This is a genomic window from Acinetobacter sp. CIP 64.7 (assembly GCF_000369745.1).
GTDB lineage: Bacteria > Pseudomonadota > Gammaproteobacteria > Pseudomonadales > Moraxellaceae > Acinetobacter > Acinetobacter fasciculus.
On the sequence record NZ_KB850179.1, the window covers coordinates 1,829,675 to 1,851,328 of the forward strand.

Consider the following 21,654-nt stretch of genomic DNA (forward strand, 5'->3'; position numbering starts at 1 on the left):
CAATTAGCCTACTAGGGTGCGTGTATTTAATAATGGAATCGGAGTAATCGGGGTAGCCTTGATTTGATTCAATTGCTGAATCCATTTCCGGCTCTGCGCATCTGGTAATTGTTCTAGGATTTCAATCACGGCATTCAGTGCTTGCTGAAAAGCGACAGATTGGTCTTTTTGCAAGGTATTTTGTGCGATGAGCAAGCGCAACTGGGCCTCTTTCAGTACCAGATGCCGTTGCATCAAGACTGTGCTTGGCTGATCTGCGGATTCAACCTGAATCCAGCGCTGCCAGAAAGAGCGTTGAGTTTCTGGACGCTGACGATGTGGCGTCTGAATTTCTTTTTCAATTTCAGCATCTATCTGCATCAGGAGTTCTTTTACTTTATTTTGCTGCACTAATCGGCTGTTCACGAATTTTTTCAGCATGTCCTGATCTTTTGCAATCACTTGCTGCAAACTACTGACCAAGGCAGGCGCTAAAACATAATCATCCAGCTCATTGGATAACTGATTTAGTTTCTCTATTGCAGTGGCGTATTGTTGCTGTTGCAGTGCAAATTCGATCAGATCCAGATGTTGCTGTACTAAGGCAATATCATTCTGCATTTCAGCCGTTATCGGCTCCCCTGCTGATGCTTTTGCTGCAGTGACTCCAGTCTTTTCCTGCTGAGCAGAAATCTGACGCTTTAATGCCACGAACTGATCATTAAGCATGGCATTTTGCTGCTGTAACTGATTGAGGCTCTGATTAAGTTCAGTCTGTGCTGTATTCAAAACATGGAGGTCATAGCTGAGCTTGACCAGCCACGACAAACTTAAGATGAACAATACAATGAATAGTTTCTTCATGCGTTCCCTAATATCAGCCCCATTTTCTGCAAGATCGTGTTTGCGTCTAAATCATCGATTTCTACGAATTGAAAACTTGCCTGATGCTGCTGTTGATATGCCCCAAGAATAGTGGCCAAACGTGGCCCCAAAACCAAATAACAGACGTGCTGCATGAACTCTGCATCATCCTGCATAAGTGCCAGCCAGTTTAACCAGCTTGCTTCACTGGTGATCAGAACTGCAAAACGCTGCTGCGTCTTAAGCAGCCCCAGGTTCTTTGCCAAAATCGTTGCTGTCGTTTCAGGACATTGCCGCCGGTACAAAATAAAGTTTAAAACTTTAATATTGCTGGCACGTAAATGATCCATCATAAATTGACGACCCCCCTCTCCGCGCCAGAAGGCTACACCTGAACCAGAAGCCAGTTGCTTCAACACAGGCAATTGCAGCATGCCTTCCGAGGTTTCGACCTCAGGCACATGACTATGAATGCCGTAGCTCGCCAATGCCTGTTCAGTGGCTTTTCCTACTGCCACCCAATGTACCTGCGCCAAGGCCGAGAGCGCGACTCCCGCCTGTTGTAAATATTGCATGCCAATCTGGGCGGCCGTCGGACTGACCACCACAATAATCTGTGCCTGCTCCAGCTGCTGATACAAACTCGACAGCTCATCGGAATAAGGCATGGCATGCAGTTCGAGCAAAGGCAATTCCAGAACAGACACTTGCGCTGTCTGTAACTGCTCGGTCAAGCCTGCAGCACGGTCACTGGGGCGGGTATTAATCAATAACATCAGTTTGAATAGAGTGCTTTCAGCAACTCGCCAGCACCTTGATCAAGCAAGTCTTTTGCCAGCTTCACACCCAATTGCTCTGCATCTGCCGTTTTTCCAGTGTGCTGTGCCCGGAGCAAAACCGTTCCATCAACACTGCCGACACGACCTTCGATTGAAATCACACTCTCTTTGAGCGTGGCATAACCGGCAATCGGCACCTGACAACCGCCTTCCAGATAGGCATTAAAGGCACGTTCGGCACGTACGCAAGCATCTGTATCTGCATGCAGGAGTGGCTGAATCAAGTCCAGCACCGTCTGATCATGAGTACGGCATTCTAAGCCCAATGCACCTTGACCCACGGCCGGCAGACTGACTTCAGGCGTTAAAGTATGACGAATACGTTCTGCCAGACCCAAGCGTTTTAAACCGGCACTGGCCAGAATAATCGCATCATACTGGCCTGCATCCAGTTTGGACAAACGTGTGCCGACATTACCGCGTAAATCGATAATGTCCAGATCCGGACGCTGTTTTAAAATCTGGGTTTTACGGCGCAAGCTTGAGGTTCCGACTTTGGCGCCTTGTGGTAATTCCTCAAACCTAGCATAAGTATTCGACACAAAGGCATCCAGTGGATCTTCACGTTCACAGATCACTGCCAGACTCAGACCTTCAGGCAAGGCCATCGGGACATCTTTCATGGAATGCACAGCCAGATCTGCACGACCATCCAGTAAAGCGGCTTCTAATTCTTTTACAAACAGTCCTTTTCCACCAATTTTAGCCAGTGGCGTATCGAGAATTTTATCCCCCTGTGTAACAAAAGTGACTAACTCGACCTGCAAACCAGCGTGCAAATCTTGTAGGCGCGCACGGATATGTTCCGCTTGCCAAAGCGCAAGTGGACTTTGTCGAGTTGCAATTTTTAGGGTCTTCATAAATTTCAATAACAGTAAATGAGAACAATAGTCTAAACTTAACCTGCTCACTTGAAAATGCAAGTGAATTTATACAAGTTTCAACTGAATGCTCTCATTCATCCCCTGCTAAAGCTTTTGAATCCGATCTCGTAAAAACGGTAAATGTCGCCGACTGACCGCCAAACGGTCGTCCAGCTCACGACAACGTACCTGATACTGACCTGAACTTACCACTTCCAGACCATCCAGATAATGCACCGAGATCAAGGCATTACGATGAATCCGGATAAACTGGTTCCCAAACTCCTGCTCTAACTCCTTTAAGGTTTCATCAATCAATACACTGCCGTTTTTATGACGCACAGTGACATATTTCTGATCCGCCAGAAAATAATAGATATTTTCAACTGGCACCAATTCGACACCACGATAGGTCTTTGCCGCAATCTGCTGGCGGCTGATATTGATTTCGTCCATATTTTCTTTTTGTTTTAGTTGGCTCATTTGAGCTTGGGTAAGTTTAGTTAAGTGCTCTAAAACCTGTGCCAATTCCTGTTGCATCACCGGTTTAAGTAAGTAGCCTTCGGCATTTGATTTAAATGCATCCAGCGCATGTTGGTCATAGGCCGTACAAAAGACAATGGCCGGCATTGGATCCAGTTGACGCAAATGTTGCGCACAAGCCAGTCCGTTCATTTCAGGCATTTGAATATCTAATAGGATGACATCGGGTTCGTATTGGTGAGCCAGATCAATCGCTTGACGGCCATGGCTTGCTGTCGCCAACACATCATGCCCCAGTTGAGAGACCAAACGTGATAAACGCTCGACGGCCAAAGGCTCATCATCACAAATCAGGATGTCCATTTCTCCTCCTTACCCAGTTAACATCATCAGATGAATGATAAAGCTAACTGCGATTTCTTTGATTTATTTTTATTTATATTGATATCGCACTACCGTCGTAAACATCTCTTCGCCGGCAAAGGTTTGAAAAGTCACACTGGGTCCATAATAAGCTTGCAGACGCTGTCTGACATTTTCTATTGCAATACCATGTCCCTTTTTTAAAGTTTTATTATCCTGTGCATAAGGGTTCGTTATGATGATATTAATTTGATTTTGCAATATTTCAACCAATATGCTTATGGTACTCTTTGTAAGAATTTTTTCAACTCCATGGAAAATACTATTTTCTAACAAGGGTTGTAAAGTTAATAATGGAATTTGAACTTGTGAGTATAAGTCTTTGTTTTCTAACTTCCATTCGACCTGCAAACGCTCACCTAGACGGATCTGCTCAATCTCCAGATAACGCTGGCACAGATCAATTTTCTCCTGCAGGCTGACCAGTTTTAATTCCTGAAAACTGGCACGAAATAACCGTGACAAATTCAGCAGCATGTGCTCGGCTTTATCCGGATTGATACTGATCAGGCTGATCACACTGTTCATGCTGTTAAACAAAAAATGCGGCTGAATCCGTGCCTGCATGGCCTGAATCCTAGCATTCAACTCACTATGCTGCTGCTCCCATTGCTCACGCAAATAAAGATAGCGAAAACAGAAAGTTCCCAGCAAAATTCCCAGACTTAAATGGAGTCCGACCCGATCCAGCGCAATCGCCAGGTTTAAATCCTGAAAATTAAAATTCTGTCCAAAATATATCAAGATATTCAGGTTCACCGTAGTGAGCAGTACAATTGCCTGTAACAGCAGAAATCCAGAAATCAAAGCCAGTTTAATGCCCATACGCTGAAAGGCCTGATGGAACAGCTCGACCAATGCTGCAAAACATAACAGTACCCAGTTGATATACAGCATATATTGCAGCAGGCGCATCCCATTTAAAGCCTGCCAGGATTGTGCTTCTGCAAGCGCTAGAATCATGGCCAGAATATTGCCGCCAGCAAACAGTTCCAGCAAATAGCGTGAATTGCCGATCTGGCTAAAAAAATAGGAATTTTGCGTTTGTTCGTTCATCGATGCGAAAGATTGAGCAGATGTGACTTCGGCAATAGGCTTTGAATTTGTTATACTCTTTTTCGTTCTACTGCTTTTAATCTGATTGAGCCGACATGACCACATCTTCTAATTCCTCTAATCCATCACACGCCCAGACTTCGGGTATGTGGGGCGGTCGTTTCTCTGAAGCGACTGATGCTTTTGTTGCTGAATTTACAGCATCTGTTCAATTTGACCAACGTTTTTATAAACAAGATATTGCAGGCTCGATTGCCCATGCAACCATGCTGGCAAAAGTGGGCGTACTGACCGCGCAAGAACGCGATGACATTATCGAAGGTCTGACAGCGATTCAAGCCGATATTGAGGCAGGCAACTTTGAATGGCGCATTGATTTAGAAGATGTTCACATGAACATTGAGTCACGCCTGACTCAGCGTATCGGCATTACTGGCAAGAAACTGCATACCGGTCGTAGCCGTAATGACCAGGTGGCGACAGATATCCGTCTTTATGTGCGCGATGAAATCGATGGCATCTTGGAATTACTGAAAAAATTACAAAAAGGTATTTTAAGCCTAGCGGCTAAAAACACCGACACCATCATGCCAGGCTTTACCCACTTGCAAACTGCACAGCCAGTGACTTTTGGTCACCATTTGATGGCTTGGTTTGAAATGCTGGTCCGCGATTCAGAACGTCTGATTGATTGCCGTAAGCGTGTCAACCGTATGCCACTGGGTTCTGCTGCACTTGCGGGAACGACTTACCCGATTGAGCGTGCCTATACCGCTGAACTGTTAGGTTTTGAAGCCGTTGCTGAAAACTCTTTAGATGCAGTATCGGATCGTGACTTTGCAATTGAATTTAATGCCGCTGCATCTTTAATCATGATGCATTTATCACGTATGTCTGAAGAACTGATTCTATGGACGTCTGCGCAGTTTAAATTCGTGAATATTCCAGATCGCTTCTGTACTGGTTCATCCATCATGCCGCAGAAGAAAAATCCGGATGTACCTGAACTGGTACGTGGTAAAACTGGTCGTGTCTATGGTGACCTGATGAGCCTGCTGACTTTAATGAAGGGCCAGCCACTAGCCTATAACAAAGACAACCAAGAAGATAAAGAGCCATTGTTCGATGCAATTGATACCGTTCGCGGTTCACTCATGGCATTTGCCGACATGATTCCTGCACTGGTTCCAAACATTGCTGAAATGCGCGAAGCAGCACTACGTGGTTTCTCAACTGCGACTGACCTGGCTGATTACTTGGTGAAAAACGGCGTTGCATTCCGTGATGCGCACGAGATTGTAGGTAAAGCGGTTGCACTCGGTGTACAAGAATCTAAAGACCTGTCTGAATTGACACTCGAACAACTGCAACAGTTCTCTGACCTGATTCAAGCAGACGTATTTGAAAAAGCCTTAACCCTTGAAGCCTCGGTGAATGCCCGTAATCACATTGGTGGCACCGCGCCTGCTCAAGTGAAAGCAGCCATTGAGCGTGCACATGCGCGTTTGGAACAACTTTACGCATAATTTTGGAGTATGGATATGTCTCGACAAGTTTTTTGCCGTAAGTATCAGGCGGACATGGAAGGTTTAAACTTTGCTCCATTCCCGGGGCCAAAGGGTCAGGAATTGTTTGACACCGTGTCTAAACAGGCTTGGCAAGAATGGCTAAAACACCAGACTACGCTAATTAATGAAAAGCGTTTGAACGTGTTTGAAGCAGATGCGAAAAAGTTTCTTGAAGAACAGCGTGAAAAATTCTTTAACAATGATGCATCCCTAGAAAAAGCCGAAGGGCTGAAGCCTGAGTAAAAAAGAAAGCACTGCTTTTCTTTTTTACGTAAGACAAGGAGGAAGTCCGCGTAGACTTTAATCTAAAAGAATCTCCAACTTTGGAGATTCTTTTTTATGTGTTGTTCTAAACATTACTCAAGACCAGCTAAGCACGTAGTTTTGAATGTAAAGAGCTCCCCATACAGAAGCTTTTCACATTAAAGCCCTGCTTTTCTTTTGTTACACGAGACAAAGATGAAGTCCGCGTAGGCATAAATCTATCCCCTATCTCAAGGGATTTTTTGACTAAATCTAGCAAATCTTACTAACCAATATTTAGGGCACAAAAAACAGATTTTCACTTATCCTATTTCGTCTATCGAGTCAGTCACTATCCTGCTGAAAAACATTTAGATTTGTATCAAAATAATGGATTGTAAAAGCAATATACAGAGTATTCACAAAACACAACATTCTGCTACAAGAAGCCACATGATTAAAAAAAACTGTCTCTCTATAATGAGCCCTAAGAAGATGAGATATCTTTGAATAACTATAATAATAAGCAACAAATACCCCGATTTCATCCCAGTTCTTCCCCCAAAGACTGGGTATTTTTTTGCCTGCAATTTGCCGATTGGCTTGATAATTTAAGCGCATAAAAAAAGCCCCCTTTCAAGGAGCTTCTCTTTTCATTTCGATTAAGGCTGTTTCAGATATGGCCAAGCCGCTTTCAGATAAATGAACATCGACCATAAAGTGAGTACCACTGCGGTGTATAGCAAGGCATACGCCAGCATTTCTAGCGGTGGCCAGTTCAGCAGGAATACGGTGATAGCGATCATCTGAAAAGCGGTTTTGTATTTACCCACTGTTGAAACCGCAACATTGGTCCGCGCACCGAGTTCTGCCATCCATTCACGCAGGGCTGAAACGGTAATTTCACGCGAAATAATTACAATCGCAGCAAAAGCCATCGACATGGAAGGCTGCCATTGCACCAGTACAATCAGTGCAGCTGCGACCATCAATTTATCTGCAACTGGGTCGAGAAAACGTCCAAAAGCAGAAGTCTGGTTTAATGTACGTGCCAGATAGCCATCAAACCAGTCCGTTACTGCAGCCACCACAAAAATCGTGGTCAAAATAATATGCCGCGTCATGTCGGGGTTATGGGCATCAAAGCCCATGGCAGGCGGCCAGTAAGCCACCAATAAAAATACCGGAATAAGAGCGATACGCGCCAAGGTCAAGATATTTGGAATATTCAGGATACGACCTGTAGTCATAGACACCGCCAATTGTTCCCCTCATGTACGATGAAAATGCACACTTTTTTAGAGGTTTGATCCATCATTAATAGGCTTCACTTTATACGAATTGACTTGCAGTGTCACTAGGCAAACACCGTCACTGTTTGTCTTGCCATCGCAATCAGGCGATTTTCGGCATCCCAGAGATAGGCATGCTCCGTCGCATAACCATCCGTAGCATAGTCGGTAAATACTTTATATTTAAACCAATCATGCAATTGGTGTTGCACCGGATGCACATAGGTTACGGTCCAGGTCAGACTACTCGCAGGTGCCATGTTTTTAAACATCGGTAACACCCCGGGTGGCCAGATATCAAAGATAGCCATCAGATCGGCGACCAGAAATTCACGGTTGTGATGCTTTTCAGGATGAAACCGGCACCAGCCACCGAAGTCCGGACGAGGACTGGCACTACAAGGCAGATTGACATCCGCCCAGGCCACTTCGAAATGGTCATAACAGTCTGGCATACCATAGCCAACAGGAATCTGAAACAGCTGCTCTGGCGCAGCATAGTCGGGTGCCTGAACTTGTTGCTGTACCTGAATCTCTGAATCACGGGAAATACCGAAACTGGCAATCAGAATACTTTGCACCGCGTCGTCCTGCCATAAGCGCACTTCAATCGTGGTCACCGACTTGCCCTGCCGCAGGGTTTCGGCACTCAGTCGTACTTTGGCTTGCTGAATCGGGCCAACAAAGGTCACACTGCAACTGAGTAAATGCTTGGCCGGATCATTGATGTGAGTGACGGCTTTCTGCATCATCATCGCGGCAGCCAGACCGCCATACAGGGTACGGCCCTGTAACCATCCCTGTGGGAACTCTACCCATTCCTGTTCGGTAATTTGTGCATAAAGTGCATGCAAAGACATGTTGATCCCTCAGTAAGTCTTGATGCTCAGTATATTCGGCAAAATTCATCAGGTTGTGAATGTCCTGTGACCCATGCGTCAATACGCATTTTTGCCCTTGCATTCGAGCCCCAAGTTATTCATGCAACACTTTATAAATCATCCGTGCCATGACTGAACCCAGTCCCGGTACCAGTTGCAGATCTCGTTCTGAGGCTTTGAGTACGCCCTGAATCCCGCCAAAATGGGTCAGCAGGTCACGACGGCGTTTTGGTCCGAGCCCCGGAATAACTTCCAGCACTGATGAACCTCGTTTCTTGTCACGTTTGGCACGGTGCTTGGTAATCGCAAAGCGGTGCGCTTCATCACGCACCTGCTGAATTAGATGCAGTGCCTTATGATCCTCCGGTAATTGAATTTTACTGCCATCGGTAAAGTGCAGGGTTTCCAGACCGGGCTTACGTCCCTCACCTTTGGACACACCGACCATAAAGGCATCCAGTCCCAGTTCCTGCATGACTTCCATTGCCATGTGCAATTGCCCCTTGCCACCATCAATCAGCAGCAAGTCTGGCAACAGGGCTTTTTTATAACGACGGGTCAGCGCCTGACGCATGGCGGCATAGTCATCGCCCGCCTGAATATCATGAATGGAAAACTGGCGATAGTCGCGCTTGCGCGCGCCCCCACTATCAAAGACCACACAGGAAGCCACGGTATCTTCACCCATAGTATGCGAAATATCGAAGCACTCAATCCGATCTACAGGACGGCCGACCACCTGCTCCAACTGATGAAAACGCTCATTTAATTCTATATGATTGGCCAGCTTGCCCTGAATCGCGTGCTGTACATTCATCTGCGCCAGTTCCAGCCATTCGGCCCGGGTTTCGCGGACTTTGGACTTGATCTGGATTTTCTTGCCAAAATGCTGCGAGAGTGCTGCTTCCAGTTCTTTACGATCAGCCACTTCCAGATTAACAATCAGTTCAGCCGGAATTTCATCGGCCACCTGAAAATAAAAATTGGCAATAAAATCGGCCAGCATCTGCCCCAGGTCATCACTGAGCATATCTGGGAAATAACTTTTTCCACCCAGCATTTTGCCGTTGCGCACATGCATGATCTGCACACAGGTCACCCCGGCCTGATAGGCAATCGACAGGATATCGGCTTCGCCTTTGAGCTTATAGATCGCCTGCTGCGACTGTACGTCTCTTAACAATGCCATCCGGTCACGATAGAACACCGCTTTTTCAAATTCCAGCGCTTCAGCGGCCGCTTCCATTTTTGCGATCAGTTCCTGATTCAGCTCCTTGGTATCGCCCTGCAAAAATCGGATCGAGTTATCGACATCTGCCTTATAGTCTTCCGGAGAAATAAATCCGACACAGGGCGCAGAGCAGCGTTTGATCTGGTATTGCAGACATGGCCGGGTCCGGTTGGCAAAAAAACTGTTTTCACAGGAACGCACATTGAACAGTTTTTGTAGCACCACCAGAGTATCCCGGGCGGTATACGCACTCGGATAAGGTCCAAAAAACTTGCCCACCTGGTGCTTGCCCTTGCCGCGCCCACTGGCTAAACGCGGATAGGGTTTATCTGCCGAAACAAAAATATAGACATAAGATTTGTCATCACGCAGCATGATGTTATAGGGCGGATGATGCAGCTTGATCAGGTTCTGTTCCAGCAACAAGGCTTCAGTTTCAGAACGTACCACCAGGGTCTGGATATCATAAATCCGTGCCACCAAGGCCTGGGTTTTGGGATGATCCAGCGTTTTGACAAAATAGCTGGAGACCCGGTTTTTCAGGTTTTTGGCTTTACCCACATACAATAATTCACCGTCTTTGCCATACATCCGGTAGACCCCGGGCAGGCTGGTCATATTCGCCAGGATTTTTTCAATATGGGGGCGTGCGTTTTCGTTCACCTAAAGCCTATTTTTCACCTACAATCTGCAGATATATGTGATGATTGTTGCGTCATTTTCAAGCAAAAACACAAAATTCCCCTGAAGCTGCCACTTAATCTTAAAGTTCCTGTCGGGTTATCCCCCCAATCTATAATCCTCACGACATAAACTGATTGTTAAAAGCTATAAGTTTCAACCTTTAACTTTGTTATGCTCAAAAAGTCTAGTTTTGAGATGATTCGCATGATCCTGCAGCAATCGGGCATTCATATTGTTCAACCCTCCACCTCCACCCATCACCCGTCTGAATGTGCTCGCCTGATTGGTAAACCGCGTTTTCATTTCGAGCCGAGTAAGGTAATGCAACTGCTACGTGAACGGATTATTGGGCAGGATGCAGCCCTGAATGAAATTGAAAAAATGTTGCATGTGGTCAAGGCAGATTTTTCCAGTCCGGATCGCCCTTTGTCGGTTACCTTGATGCTGGGCCCTACTGGCGTCGGTAAAACAGAAACCGTGCGTCTGATTGCCGATGCGATCTATGGCCGCCCGGATGCCTTTTGCCGGATTGATATGAATACTCTGGCACAGGAACATTATGCGGCGGCTTTGACCGGCGCACCGCCCGGTTATGTGGGATCAAAGGAAGGTCACAGCCTGTTTGATGAAACTGCGATTGCCGGCAGTCATACCCGGCCCGGCATCATGCTGTTTGATGAGCTGGAAAAAGCCAGTAACGAAGTGATTCGCGGCTTGATGAACGTGCTGGATACTGGCCGGCTGACCTTGACAGCGGGCACTAAAACTATCGATTTTCGCAACTGCATGATCTTTATGACCAGCAATGTCGGGGCACAGGCGGCGCAGCAATATCTGGACAAACTCAGCTATCTGCCTGAGAAAATGCAGGCACTGTGTCTGAAGCGCGTTCCCACCCAGCGCATCATTGAAAAAGTCATGCAGCGTAAATTCGACCCTGAATTTCTGAACCGGATTGACCGCAGCCTGCATTATCAGGCGGTACAGCATGATGCCCTGCCACGTCTGGTCGAAATTGAACTGGATAAACTGAACAAGCGCTTGCAACATCAGCAACGCAGCGTGCATTTAAGCGCTTCAGCCAAAGCCTATTTCTATCAGGACCATGATATTCGTTACGGCGCCCGACATTTGGGCCGCAAGATGCGTACCGAACTGGAGCCGATTCTGGCGCTGTATTTTTTAAACCAGCCTGAGCAATTCAGTCTGCACCTGGACTGTTTCGATGGACAGCTGGTGGTTCTGCCTGAGCAAGCAAAAGCTTAAATCATACAGACTCACTTTCCGTTTTTATTCGGCTGAAGCACCTGTATAAAAGCAGTTTGATCTTTGGGTGAAACCAATATAAATTTCTGCACGCCCGCATCAGTATAGTCAATCCGCAGACGCTTTAAAGATAAGGCTGGCGCAATGATAGAGTGGTCTGTGGGCTGAATGGATTGGATTTCACTTAACGGAATCTTCCAGCTTAACCACAGGCTTTTTATGGTCAATATCCCATTGTCCACCACATAGCGCGTACTCCACAGCGGCCACCATAGAATAAGAATGGTCAGGACATAAACTGCAGTATGCAGCGGATATTGCTGCATGGTCCCTTTGGCCTGCATGGTTAGCAGCAGTTGCAGCAGCAGGCCACTCATACAAATCACAAAAGCCAGCAACCACCAGTCTTTTTTAGAACGAAACATGTGCATCGATATCCCCCATATCTTGGTGCAAGATCATCATAAACAATTCCATAGCAGATGACAGGGATTCAACCCGGCAGGATAGAAATTATTTCAAATCACACATCGACAGGATCGTTCTCATTTTCGATCTCCTCAGAAAAGTTCAGCAGCCGGAATGAGCTACTGCGCTTTTATTTGTGCTGATTGAACAATATCAGTAAAGACCTGAAAGTCCTGCGCTCAGCATGATTCGAGGCTAAAAATGGCACATTCAAGGATGAAAATTGACTGAATTGACAAAACTCCGCTAGAAATGCACCTTGAAAATTAGTCACCCTGCTCCATATCTATCTGGCTGATTGATAAAAAATAATGAATTGAAACAGAATCTTTGGTTCATCTGCTTTTAGAAAACTGATAGGAAAAATCATAGCGGGTCAGATCAGTCTGGCAGAAATTGATGACCATTGCGTCACGGCTTGATACAACTTGTTATGTTCTTTTTGGATATAGTTATCGTAAGATTAGCGAAGTCAAAAAGTGCGCGGGACATGCGCACTTGCTTCACAACATCAACTTAGAAGTCCTCCAAAATAAAGGAGATCAGGGCATGATCCACGCTGGCAATGCCATTACCGTCCAAATGCTTGAGGACGGGATTGCAGAATTCCGCTTTGACTTACAAGGTGAGTCCGTTAACAAATTCAACCGTGCAACGATTGAAGATTTCAAGGCTGCTATCGAAGCCGTCTCCCATGCCGATATTCAAGGTCTGATTGTGACTTCAGGCAAATCTACATTTATTGTAGGTGCTGATATCACTGAATTCGGCGACAACTTTGCTCAGGGTGAACAAGCGATTGTTGACTGGGCAATGCCAGTACATGAAATTTTTAACAGCTTCGAAGACCTCGACATTCCTAAAGTGGCTGCAATTAATGGCATGGCACTGGGTGGCGGTTTCGAAATGTGCCTGGTGTGTGACTACCGTGTCATGTCAGAACAGGCACAAGTGGGCCTACCTGAAATCAAGCTGGGTATCTTCCCGGGCTTCGGTGGTACAGTGCGTTTAAGCCGTCTAATCGGTATCGACAACGCGGTAGAATGGATGGCAATGGCCAATCCTAAGAAGCCAGCTGCTGCACTGAAAGACGGTGCAGTCGATGCTGTCGTTCCTGCTGACAAGCTACAAGATGCTGCATTTGATCTGGTAAAACAGGCGATTCATGGCCGTTTAGACTGGAAAACCAAGCGTCAGGAAAAACTCGATCCAGTTAAACTCAGCCCGATCGAACAGATGATGGCGTTTAACTCATCGAAAGGCATGGTTCTGGCAAAAGCTAATCCAGCTCAATACCCTGCACCAAAATTACTGCTTGATTCTCTTCAAGCGGGTGCGAGCCTGCATCGTGATGACGCGCTGAAAGCGGAAGCTGAAGGTTTTGCTAAAGCAGCAGTCACACCACAAGCAGGTGCCTTGATCGGTTTGTTCCTGAATGACCAGATCGTGAAAAAAACCTCGAAGCGCTATGAAAAAGGTGCGCATCCAGTGAACCAGGCGGCTGTTCTAGGCGCGGGTATCATGGGTGGTGGTATTGCTTACCAGGCGGCAAGCAAAGGCACACCGATCATCATGAAAGACATCGGTAACCAGCAACTTGCTTTGGGTATGAAAGAAGCCAATGGTTTACTGACCAAACAAGTTGAACGTAAGAAGATGAAGCCTGCTCAAATGGGTGAAACTCTTGCGCGCATCCGTCCAACTTTAAGCTATGACGAGTTTAAAGAAGTGGACATCGTGATCGAAGCCGTGACTGAAAATCCAAAAGTCAAAGGTATCGTACTGAAAGAAACTGAAGCGAAAGTTCGTGACAACACGATCATTGCATCTAATACTTCTACGATTTCAATCACGCGCCTGGCTGAAAACCTGGAACGTCCTGAAAACTTCGTCGGTATGCACTTCTTTAACCCGGTACACATGATGCCACTGGTTGAAGTGATTCGCGGTGCGAAGACTTCTGACGAAGCGATTGCAACGACTGTGGTGCTTGCTCAGAAAATGGGTAAAACACCAATCGTGGTCAATGACTGCCCGGGCTTCCTGGTCAACCGCGTACTGTTCCCTTACTTCGGTGCATTTGACCTGTTGCTTAAAGATGGCGCTGACTTCCAGCAAATCGATAAAGTCATGGAAAAATTCGGCTGGCCAATGGGTCCTGCTTACCTGATGGACGTTGTCGGTATCGACACTGGCGTACACGGTGCAGAAGTGATGGCTGAAGGCTTCCCTGATCGCATGAAACCTGATTTCAAAGGCTCGATCCAAGTCATGTACGAAAACAAACGTCTGGGGCAAAAGAATGACGTTGGTTTCTACAAGTATGAACTTGACCGTAAAGGCAAAAAAGCCAAAGTGGTTGATCCGACTGCGTATGAGCTTGTAGCCTCTGTTGCAACTTCGGAAAAACGTGAATTTGACGCTCAGGAAATCATTGACCGTATGATGCTGGCTTTCTGTAACGAAACAGTTCGTTGCCTGGAAGACAACATTGTAGCGACTGCTGCTGAAGCAGATATGGCGATGATCATGGGTGTTGGTTTCCCGCCATTCCGTGGTGGTCCATGCCGTTACATCGATCAAACCGGTGTAGCTGAGTATGTTGCGCTTTGCAATAAGTATGCGCACCTTGGTAAAGCTTATGAAGCGCCAGAAATGTTGCGCGAAATGGCTGCTAACAACAAAAAATTCTACGGTTAAGGAGCAACGTGAATGGCTACTTTAAATCCACGTGACGTTGTCATCGTTGATGGCGTACGTTCAGCAATGGGTAAAACCAAAAACGGTATGTTCCGCAATGTACGTGCCGACTCGATGTCTGCTGAGCTTGTCCGTGCCCTGCTGGTACGTAACGAATTCGACCCGCATGAAGTTGAAGACGTAATCTGGGGCTGTGTGAACCAAACCCTAGAACAAGGTATGAACATTGCCCGTAATATCGCATTACTGGCAGACTTGCCGAAGACTGTTGCAGGTCAAACGGTGAACCGTCTTTGTGGTTCGTCTATGCAGGCGATTCACACTGCGGCTGCGCAAATTGCCACGAACCAGGGTGATATCTTCATCATCGGTGGTGTTGAGCACATGGGCCATGTGGGCATGATGCACGGCATCGACCTGAACCCTGAAGCGTCTAAGCATTATGCCAAAGCGTCGAACATGATGGGCTTAACTGCTGAAATGTTGGGTCGCATGAACGGTATTAGCCGTGAAGAACAGGATGCGTTTGGTGTGGAATCACATCGCCGTGCCTGGGCTGCGACTGAAAATGGCCTGTTCCAGAACGAGATCGTCGGCATTGAAGGTCATAATGCAGATGGCTACAAAATCCTGTGTGATATCGATGAAGTGATCCGTCCAGATGCGAACCTTGAATCGTTCAAATCTTTGCGTCCAGTCTTCGATCCGAAAGGCGGTACATTAACTGCGGCAACATCTTCAGCTTTGTCTGATGGTGCTTCTGCAATGTTGTTGATGTCTGCTGAACGTGCTCAAGCTTTAGGTCTTAAGCCACGTGCTGTAATTCGCTCTATGGCGGTTGCGGGCTGTGATGCTGCGATCATGGGTTATGGTCCGGTTCCGGCAACACAAAAAGCGTTGAAACGCGCTGGTCTAGCGATTTCTGATATCCAAACCTTTGAATTGAACGAAGCCTTTGCTGCACAAGGTCTGTCTGTTCTTAAAGGCTTAGGTATTTATGACAAGCAAGACATCGTGAACCATAACGGTGGCGCGATTGCATTGGGTCACCCATTGGGTTGTTCTGGTGCGCGTATCACAACAACATTGCTGAACGTAATGGAACAGCAAGATACGCAAATCGGTCTTGCGACGATGTGTATCGGCCTAGGTCAAGGTATTGCGACCATTATCGAACGTGTTTAATTCTTAAATACCAAGATCAAAAAAAACCCCGCTTTTGCGGGGTTTTTTTGTCCCTTAAAATTCCCCAATCCAAATAAAGCTACATGGCAATATTTCCTACATAGCAACAACGCTATAAACCTACTAAGGAAAAAGAAATGGGAAATTTAGCAATAGACTTTAACCATAAAGCTACTCTAGCAAGCTCAAATATGCCGACTTCGGTTGAGAGTTTAAATTTCAATAAATTAAAATTTAAATTAACATCAGGTAAAGAAGCAACCATGTCAAAAAAAGTTTGCGAATTTGCAGAGCAAGAATATAAACGTTTTCTAGCGTTAAAATATTTCTATCCAAAAGAAACGCTAGTACCTAATAAACTTGTTGATGAGTTTTGGCATGCTCACATTTTAGATACTCGAAATTACCACATGGATTGCTTGAAAATTTTTGGAGCTTATCTGCACCACTATCCATATTTTGGAATCCATGATGAAGTCGACCAACAAAATTTGAAAGATACTTTCCAGCGAACTAAAGAACTTTATGAAGTTTGGTTTGGCCCATACCCTGATTTCACAATTGAAGCACGCTGTGGTGATGATCACGCCTGTCACGCTCCTTCAAGCTGTGCATGTCGTGTACCTGGTGCATGTAAATAGCTTTTTATACTGGGCAGTATCACTGCCCAGTTGCCTTACATAAGGCTTCAATTGCTGTATCTATTTGTAAATCTAATTTCTTAGAAAATTTATTGTCTGTATTCTTTTCCCACTGCTTATATTCAAGAAAAAATATATATTTCTTCAATGCATCTTCTTTCTTAATGGTTAATGACCCTTGTTTTGCCCTCTGAATATCTTTTTTTAAGCGCTCATAAAAAGAAGTATCTTCATCGGAAAATGCATCGCTAAAAGCCTTTAAATTACCTGTATAAACTTCTTCAATTAAGTTTAAAAACTTTTCCAAATTAGGGTTTAAATTTAATTGATCTTTTTCATTATTTTCTAAATGCATTCATTTGTACCTGCATCAACCACTTTAGGATCTAACTTACCCCAGAGTGGATAATTAGTATTTTCAACTATGTACGTCGTAAAACATGTACATGTCTTATCAATACGTTCAGCATCCCATCTTTTCTTTTGCATAGCCAAATTTGCCTTACAATTAAGATCAAACTGCCTAACCTGCTTATCAGTCCAATTAGTTTGAATTTTCGAATAATTAATTTCAGTGGGTTTGAGAGCGTCTTTTATTTGATCTATGCCTACACCACCAGCAACCCCAATCAATCCAGCAATAACAAGAATTTTCATAAAACCTGATTTAGGTTTTTCTTTATTAATGAAAATTAATGGATTTTGGCAAGTACCACAATGATAAAGACCTTGATCACCAATCTCATGAAGCTTATTTACTGTATTACAAGATGAGCAAGTAATATATCCATTTGTTTGAAGTTGACCCACTACAATCTCTAAAATAATTATTTGTTTTAAACAATTATAATTCTTAACTAGATGAAATGTTATTCCTTTGTAATTTCAGTTGAATAATCAACCAATAAAACCATATTTATGAAGCACTTAAATTTTATAAATGTATGATCAAGCCTCTTTTTTCCTATTTCCTTAAAAGGGTATATATGAACATGCTTAAAACAATGATCGCGACTGCAATCGTAGCGACTTCTGCATCTGCAATGGCAACTGAAGCTCAAGTTGCGCCAGCAACTGTTGTAAGTAAAACAACCCAAACTGTTGCCAAAGAAGCTGCTGCACCTGTACAAGCGAAAGTTGAAGCTGCTCAAGCGACTGTTGCTGCAACTCAACAAGCGGCTGAAACTAAAGCTGAAGCAGTAAAAACAGAAGCAACGACTCAAGTAGAAATGGCTCAAGCTACAGCAGAACAACACGTTGAAGCTGTGAAAACTGAAGCAGTAGAAACCAAAGATACGGCTGCTGAAAAAGCAGAAGTAAAAGCTGAGAAAAAAGGCTGGTTCTCTTGGTTTAAAAAAGCAGCTTAAGATTTTTTAAGTATAAAAAAAGATGTCAGCCTGACATCTTTTTTTGTTTTGGATGATTTAATTTATTTTCAGGAATTAAAAGACTTAATCTTCTATTCAGCCTTCTGCGCCAGCATCGTGGCAAAATGCTGTTTAATCCGCTGGCCCTGCTCATCGACACGGTATAGCTCACCAATATCTTCATTGTATTTCACAATATTCCAGCCCTCATAATACCCTCGCAACTCCCCCGGCTGAAAAGCAAATGGAAAATCGGCTTGTGCCGGAATATCTGGCGTATCCATGGCACAAACAATCAGGTTATAGCCACCTGGCACGGTCGCCTGCTGCATCTGTGCAATCAGCGGTGGAATGGTTTTCGCCTCAAGGAACATCATCACCACGGTACAGTAGATAAAGTCATATTGGCCTGCAATGCTGGTATCCGTGTTGAGGTCGCGGCGCTGTACCTGCACATGATTAATCTGCTCGGTCTGCACAATCTGTCTTAAGGTTTGCAAACTGTTTTCGTTGACATCCCAGGCATCGACATTAAAGCCGTTCTGGCTCAAATAAAGCACATTACGCCCTGTACCACAGCCGACATCCAGCGCACGACCACCTTTTAAATAGGGCATGGCGGCCAGCACTTCAGAATGGGTAGGATTTAACTGATATTTCTTGATGAAGTAATCCTCAGGCCGGCAGTAAAAACGCAGCTGGCATTCGATATTCTCACTGGCAGAAACAATTTTGTGCCAGGCCTCAGGCTCAATAAATGGCGGTTGCTGCTCTGGTGTAAACACATGCTCGGATTGCACTGCGCCAGATTCTTCCAGCATGGCAAAACGCAGCTCACCTTTTAATACTGTCAGTTTCGCCCAGGTACCCGCTTTGGTATTGTGCTGATTCTTGAAGCCCTGAGGAATACTCTGCTGAGTCCAGACTGGAAGTTCCTTATAACATTTCAACTGTTGCATAATTTTTTGCCCTCCATATCATCCATGCTCCGCCTGTCATTCTTTTGGCAGCGGTAATTAATTCAGCATAGCCTGTTCAAATCGGAATTGGAATCAGCGCCTGTTCGCGCTGTGCCGATGCAACAGCAAGATCAATACCAGTTTTCTATCAAAATAAAAAAGCTGCCTCTCTTGAGACAGCTCGGTTATCTATCAACGAGGAATATGACGATTCGATTAATGCAGCAGTTCCGACTTTAGCCAGTTGATATATTTATCCTGATCCATAAAATCCGGAGCGCTCCCCAGATCCAGACTGAAATACTGCTGATTGAACTGAATCACAATCTGTTCGGTATAGTGCCAGTCCTCGATCAGCGTGAAATATTGATCCAAGAACAACCGGTTCTTGTCTCCGTTATTCATCCTTTGTAATTTTGGACATGTTTTATTTGCGACAAACTCACCGTACACCTGCTGAATATCAGCAAAAACCTGAATTGTTTGCATGACTCACCTGCTTAAATGTTATGTCGTGATCTGTGCGACCCCTTCAATTTAGCAAGCGAGTTTGAACAGCAGATGACAGTCCTATGGCAATCCTGTCATCTAAGTCAGGCTACAACTTGTTTTCAACCGCTTTCTGGTTGGCAGTCGCCACTCGTTCCGTCTGTTTATTCAGGTGCAGCATTTCTTTATACAGCGCATTAAACTCTTGCACGGCTTTATCGTCATAGAACATAAAGGTGTTATTTTTCTTTTGCCATTTATGCTTTTTCAGTACTGCAAATAAGGCATCAGCCTTGGCCAGAGTCTGTTTTTCAATTTCAAAAATGACATGTGCATTACTATTTTGCTGACTGTCTTTTAGAGTCAGGCTCAGTTGCTGGCGATAACGGTTCTTAATATCCAGTTGCTGTGCCTTGTCGATCAGCTCGGCATCGCGCTGCTGGATTTTCTGCTGATAGCTATTCACAATTTGATGGACTTGCTTGAGCATGGCTTCAGTTTCTTTATAGCCTTGTGCCTGATCCTTAGCCAAGCGGTCGATATTCAGAAAATTCTGCCAGTTGGCGGCTTTTAAGTCGCGTAGATACTGATTACGTTCCTCGGCACTGTCGCGCAATTGCCCCAGCATAAATTCAGCCATGATGGCATAGTCACCATCCAGACGGTCATCCTCAAGTTCAATCTGAATCGGTTTAGACCAGTCCTGTGCCTGCTGCGCAATACTCTCGGTTTTTTCTTCAAGCACAGTTTCATATTCGAGCAGCTCGGCCTGATGTTTTTGCTGGACCGAATTCTGATAAAACAGCCCAATAAAAATTGCCAGTGTCACAGCGGCTACAATCATAAAAACACGCGGCATGTATACGCTCCAGCTCTGTCAGTCAGATCTTGTTGATTTACATCCACTATGCTTATTTTTTAAACACAATTCAAGGCATTTGATTTTTCCAATAATATGTCTAGCTTAGACAGAAATTGCCCCTCTCACAAAACCACTCTTCCCAGAACACTACTTTGTCGGTCTCATTGCATAGCAACTTTAATAAGCTCGTTAAACAAAGTTATCTGGACCGACAGGTATACATTATGGGGAGCCAAACGGCAGGCTCAGATTCAGCCGGTTCGGATCGAATTGCTCACGGACAATATTCACATTGGTGGCGTCGCGGTTAATTCCAAAAGGTTGCAGCAATACATATACCCCATTTCTTGGGTCTGAAGACTGCAAGCCCTGTGCGATGGCCAATACATATTCACGGAACACCACAGGCAGGCTATCCAGATCAGGGTCGGCAGGTGCACGCATCACATCAATATTCGCGACCACGTCGCCATCCACGCTATAGGCCTGAATTTCACGTTCAATTTTCATCAGGCGTATTTGCAGGGCCTTACGTTGGCTGTTCTGTTCCTGATAAGGCAACATTTTTTCAGTCACGGCGCGCAGTTCCGGTTCCGCCATGACGGTCAGAGTCGGCAACACCACTGAATCAGCAGCAGGCGCAGCATAGCTTAATATCGGTAGGCTAAAAGCAGTACAGGCCGTAAGAAGGCCTAGTTTAATTGGTGTTAGGAGATTCATCATTTTCACCCTCGTTTGGAAAAGGGAAAGCGTCAAAGCTAAATCTTACAAATAATGCCAGTGCCTATTGTTAAGTTTGATAAACGGTCAATCAGGAAGAAAAAAGCAGGAAACGTCGAAAAAGAAGAAGTTGAAACAACTGAAAAATAGAAAAGAATAATGTTGATCTGGCTTTGGTGCAGGCAAAAAAAATCCCCAAACCAAGTTTGAGGATTTTTTGAATATGGTGGCGAGACCCAGGATCGAACTGGGGACACACGGATTTTCAATCCGTTGCTCTACCTACTGAGCTATCACGCCGATGCGGTGTATTAAGCCGTATCTGGCCTCATTAGTCAATCAAAATTATGAAAAAAATATTTGAGTGGCTGATTTTTGGCCTAAAAAAAATCCCTGATGGGATCAGGGATTGAAAACTTTGAAATCGTTTTAAAATATGGTGGCGAGACCCAGGATCGAACTGGGGACACACGGATTTTCAATCCGTTGCTCTACCTACTGAGCTATCACGCCGATGTCGCGTATTAAACAGTTTCAGTTGTAAATCGTCAAGAGCAGAGAGAATAATTTTCACCAAATGTTTACTTTTCC

22 protein-coding genes and 2 tRNA genes are annotated in these 21,654 nt (G+C 45.0%); 7 read left to right on the forward strand and 17 right to left on the reverse strand.

Features of this window, described 5'->3' with window-relative positions:
* Window positions 1–3: 3 nt before the first annotated feature.
* The 5 genes from F890_RS15275 to F890_RS15295 all read right to left on the reverse strand — a co-directional run bounded on the left by F890_RS15275 (window position 4) and on the right by F890_RS15295 (window position 4,612).
* On the reverse strand, window positions 4–843 hold the full coding sequence (locus tag F890_RS15275) for a hypothetical protein (RefSeq protein ID WP_004729288.1): 840 nt from the start codon (window positions 841–843) through the stop codon (window positions 4–6).
* Window positions 840–1,619: a uroporphyrinogen-III synthase gene (locus F890_RS15280; RefSeq protein ID WP_004729286.1), complete on the reverse strand. Its 780-nt coding sequence runs from the start codon at window positions 1,617–1,619 to the stop codon at window positions 840–842. The genes F890_RS15275 and F890_RS15280 overlap by 4 nt, the downstream gene beginning before the upstream one ends.
* Window positions 1,619–2,542 (reverse strand): hydroxymethylbilane synthase, encoded by a 924-nt coding sequence (gene hemC, locus F890_RS15285; RefSeq protein ID WP_004729285.1) that lies wholly within the window; start codon window positions 2,540–2,542, stop codon window positions 1,619–1,621. The genes F890_RS15280 and hemC overlap by 1 nt, the downstream gene beginning before the upstream one ends.
* 108 nt (window positions 2,543–2,650) lie before the next feature.
* A complete protein-coding gene (locus tag F890_RS15290) occupies window positions 2,651–3,391 on the reverse strand; it encodes a LytR/AlgR family response regulator transcription factor (protein WP_005267601.1) in 741 nt (246 codons plus the stop codon).
* A 69-nt stretch (window positions 3,392–3,460) separates the two neighbouring features.
* The gene (locus tag F890_RS15295) at window positions 3,461–4,612 is read right to left on the reverse strand and encodes a sensor histidine kinase (protein ID WP_005267602.1); all 1,152 of its coding nucleotides are present in this window, start codon (window positions 4,610–4,612) and stop codon (window positions 3,461–3,463) included.
* Here F890_RS15295 and argH point away from each other — a divergent pair.
* A complete protein-coding gene (gene argH / locus F890_RS15300; RefSeq protein ID WP_026056580.1) occupies window positions 4,603–6,033 on the forward strand; it encodes an argininosuccinate lyase in 1,431 nt (476 codons plus the stop codon). The genes F890_RS15295 and argH overlap by 10 nt on opposite strands.
* A 15-nt stretch (window positions 6,034–6,048) precedes the next feature.
* Window positions 6,049–6,318, forward strand: coding sequence for an oxidative damage protection protein (locus F890_RS15305; protein WP_004729277.1), 270 nt, complete (start codon window positions 6,049–6,051; stop codon window positions 6,316–6,318).
* 662 nt (window positions 6,319–6,980) lie between these two features.
* On the opposite strand, the gene pgsA is transcribed toward F890_RS15305, so the two are convergent.
* The 3 genes from pgsA to uvrC form a co-directional block, all read right to left on the reverse strand.
* Window positions 6,981–7,568 (reverse strand): CDP-diacylglycerol--glycerol-3-phosphate 3-phosphatidyltransferase, encoded by a 588-nt coding sequence (gene pgsA, locus F890_RS15315; protein ID WP_016806864.1) that lies wholly within the window; start codon window positions 7,566–7,568, stop codon window positions 6,981–6,983.
* A gap of 107 nt (window positions 7,569–7,675) precedes the next feature.
* Window positions 7,676–8,470 (reverse strand): thioesterase family protein, encoded by a 795-nt coding sequence (locus tag F890_RS15320; RefSeq protein ID WP_004729273.1) that lies wholly within the window; start codon window positions 8,468–8,470, stop codon window positions 7,676–7,678.
* A 115-nt stretch (window positions 8,471–8,585) separates the two neighbouring features.
* Window positions 8,586–10,385 (reverse strand): excinuclease ABC subunit UvrC, encoded by a 1,800-nt coding sequence (gene uvrC / locus F890_RS15325; protein WP_004647300.1) that lies wholly within the window; start codon window positions 10,383–10,385, stop codon window positions 8,586–8,588.
* Window positions 10,386–10,610: 225 nt separating this feature from the next.
* On the opposite strand from uvrC, the gene F890_RS15330 reads away from it, so the two are divergent.
* Window positions 10,611–11,672 (forward strand): AAA family ATPase, encoded by a 1,062-nt coding sequence (locus tag F890_RS15330; RefSeq protein ID WP_005267603.1) that lies wholly within the window; start codon window positions 10,611–10,613, stop codon window positions 11,670–11,672.
* A gap of 11 nt (window positions 11,673–11,683) precedes the next feature.
* Here the strand turns inward: F890_RS15330 and F890_RS15335 are convergent, their stop codons facing one another.
* Window positions 11,684–12,103, reverse strand: a complete 420-nt coding sequence (locus tag F890_RS15335; protein ID WP_004729270.1) for a PH domain-containing protein — start codon at window positions 12,101–12,103, stop codon at window positions 11,684–11,686.
* Window positions 12,104–12,689: 586 nt separating this feature from the next.
* Between F890_RS15335 and fadB the strand changes: the two genes are divergently transcribed.
* The 3 genes from fadB to F890_RS15350 all read left to right on the forward strand — a co-directional run bounded on the left by fadB (window position 12,690) and on the right by F890_RS15350 (window position 16,666).
* Window positions 12,690–14,840: a fatty acid oxidation complex subunit alpha FadB gene (gene fadB, locus F890_RS15340; RefSeq protein ID WP_005267604.1), complete on the forward strand. Its 2,151-nt coding sequence runs from the start codon at window positions 12,690–12,692 to the stop codon at window positions 14,838–14,840.
* A gap of 12 nt (window positions 14,841–14,852) precedes the next feature.
* Window positions 14,853–16,025, forward strand: coding sequence for an acetyl-CoA C-acyltransferase FadA (fadA, locus tag F890_RS15345; RefSeq protein WP_005267605.1), 1,173 nt, complete (start codon window positions 14,853–14,855; stop codon window positions 16,023–16,025).
* Window positions 16,026–16,162: 137 nt separating this feature from the next.
* Window positions 16,163–16,666, forward strand: a complete 504-nt coding sequence (locus F890_RS15350) for a glycine-rich domain-containing protein (RefSeq protein ID WP_004278644.1) — start codon at window positions 16,163–16,165, stop codon at window positions 16,664–16,666.
* A 19-nt stretch (window positions 16,667–16,685) separates the two neighbouring features.
* Here F890_RS15350 and F890_RS15355 read toward each other — a convergent pair whose 3' ends face one another.
* Both F890_RS15355 and F890_RS15360 read right to left on the reverse strand, forming a co-directional pair.
* The gene (locus F890_RS15355) at window positions 16,686–17,021 is read right to left on the reverse strand and encodes a hypothetical protein (RefSeq protein ID WP_004278645.1); all 336 of its coding nucleotides are present in this window, start codon (window positions 17,019–17,021) and stop codon (window positions 16,686–16,688) included.
* Window positions 17,012–17,476: a hypothetical protein gene (locus F890_RS15360; protein WP_005105412.1), complete on the reverse strand. Its 465-nt coding sequence runs from the start codon at window positions 17,474–17,476 to the stop codon at window positions 17,012–17,014. Before F890_RS15360 ends, F890_RS15355 begins: the two co-directional genes overlap by 10 nt.
* Window positions 17,477–17,652: 176 nt before the next feature.
* Between F890_RS15360 and F890_RS15365 the strand changes: the two genes are divergently transcribed.
* A complete protein-coding gene (locus tag F890_RS15365; RefSeq protein ID WP_005105410.1) occupies window positions 17,653–18,033 on the forward strand; it encodes a hypothetical protein in 381 nt (126 codons plus the stop codon).
* Window positions 18,034–18,125: 92 nt separating this feature from the next.
* Here F890_RS15365 and tehB read toward each other — a convergent pair whose 3' ends face one another.
* The 6 genes from tehB to F890_RS15395 form a co-directional block, all read right to left on the reverse strand.
* On the reverse strand, window positions 18,126–18,992 hold the full coding sequence (gene tehB / locus F890_RS15370) for an SAM-dependent methyltransferase TehB (protein ID WP_004278648.1): 867 nt from the start codon (window positions 18,990–18,992) through the stop codon (window positions 18,126–18,128).
* A 216-nt stretch (window positions 18,993–19,208) separates the two neighbouring features.
* A complete protein-coding gene (locus F890_RS15375; RefSeq protein WP_004278649.1) occupies window positions 19,209–19,481 on the reverse strand; it encodes a hypothetical protein in 273 nt (90 codons plus the stop codon).
* 109 nt (window positions 19,482–19,590) lie between these two features.
* Window positions 19,591–20,340 (reverse strand): hypothetical protein, encoded by a 750-nt coding sequence (locus F890_RS15380; RefSeq protein WP_004278650.1) that lies wholly within the window; start codon window positions 20,338–20,340, stop codon window positions 19,591–19,593.
* Between the two features lie 225 nt (window positions 20,341–20,565).
* The gene (locus F890_RS15385) at window positions 20,566–21,063 is read right to left on the reverse strand and encodes a hypothetical protein (RefSeq protein WP_005105406.1); all 498 of its coding nucleotides are present in this window, start codon (window positions 21,061–21,063) and stop codon (window positions 20,566–20,568) included.
* A gap of 224 nt (window positions 21,064–21,287) precedes the next feature.
* A tRNA-Phe gene (locus tag F890_RS15390) sits at window positions 21,288–21,363 on the reverse strand.
* A 137-nt stretch (window positions 21,364–21,500) separates the two neighbouring features.
* Window positions 21,501–21,576 (reverse strand) — tRNA-Phe (locus F890_RS15395).
* Between the last annotated feature and the right edge of the window lie 78 nt (window positions 21,577–21,654).